This is a genomic window from Mesorhizobium humile (genome assembly GCF_033977215.1).
GTDB lineage: Bacteria > Pseudomonadota > Alphaproteobacteria > Rhizobiales > Rhizobiaceae > Mesorhizobium > Mesorhizobium humile.
In genome coordinates this window covers 1-1,245 of record NZ_JAVIIV010000066.1, presented here as the reverse complement: position 1 = coordinate 1,245, position 1,245 = coordinate 1, and the positions used below count along the sequence as shown (strand labels likewise).

At 61.8% G+C, this 1,245-nt stretch carries 1 pseudogene; it reads right to left on the bottom strand.

Going from position 1 to position 1,245, the window contains the following annotated elements:
• Positions 1 to 1,245 (bottom strand): annotated as a pseudogene (locus RFM52_RS32710) (hypothetical protein); the annotation flags it as partial.

Sequence of the window (1,245 nt, the reverse complement as noted above, 5' to 3'; positions counted from 1 at the left end):
CTCCTCGCCAATGGCGACCGTGGCCTGCCGATTGCGCTCCTCTTGCGGCCACTTGCTGAAACCGTTCACCAAGGTCACCAGGTGTTGATCGGCAAATCCGGCGAGTTGGCCGGCGCGGGACACGATCTCCTCGGCGAGGCCCACTGCAGCTTGGCGCACTTCAGGCTCCTCGGGCCACTTGCTGAATCCGTTCACCAGGTTCGCCACATGTTGGTCAGTAAATCCACGGAGGTGACTGGTGCGGCGGAGAATCTCGCGGGCAACTGCGGCCGTGGCTTCGCGCGTCTTCTCCTGTTCGGGCCATTTGCTGAAACCGTTCACCAGTATGGCCAGCTGCTGATGGGTAAACCCCTTGATTTTGTCGGCGCGGGAGGCGATCTCCCCGGCGATGGCGACCGCCACCTGGCGCATGCCTGGCTCTTGCGGCCACTTGCTGAAGCCATTGATCAGATAGGCCAGCTCCTGACCAGGAAAACCGCGCAATCGGTTGGCGTCGCAGCTGACCTCAGAGGCGATGGCGACGGCCGCTTCGCGCGTCTTCTCCTGTTCCGGCCACTTGCTGAAACCATTCACCAGATTGGCCAGGTGTTGATCCGTGAACCCACCCAGCTCCCTGGCGCGCGCAACGACCTCCCCACCGACGGTGACTGCTGCCTGGCGCATATTGAGTTCTTCGGGCCACTTGCTGAAACCATTCACCAGTATCGCCAGGTGCTGATGAGTAAATCCGCCGGGCTTGCCGACGCCGGACGCAATGTCCCCTGCGATGGCGACCGCAGCCTGACGTATGCCTGGCTCTTGCGGCCACTTGCTGAAACCGTTCACCAAAGTGGCCAGCTCCTGCTCAGGAAAGCGACCGAGTCGGTTGGCCTCGCGACTGATCTCAGAGCCGATGGCGATCGTTGCTTCGCGCGTGCTTTCCTGTTCCGGCCACTTGCTGAAACCGTTCACCAGGTTCGCCAGGTCCTGCGGTACAAAATCGGAAAGCCGATTGGCTCGGCCTGCGAGGTACGTCACCTCGGTGCCGATAGCGCTGGTGGCCTCCCGACACTCCGCCTGGTTCGGCCATTTGCTGAAGCCATTGACCAGGTTGGTCAAGCTCTGCGGATTGAATTTGGAAAACCCTTGCGTGTGGGCGCGGCGAAGAACCTCACCAGCAACTGCGAAAGTGCCGTCGCCACACCCTGGCTGGTCAGGCCACTTGCTGAAGCCGTTCACCAGCAGCGAGAGGTTTCGAGCGTCGAG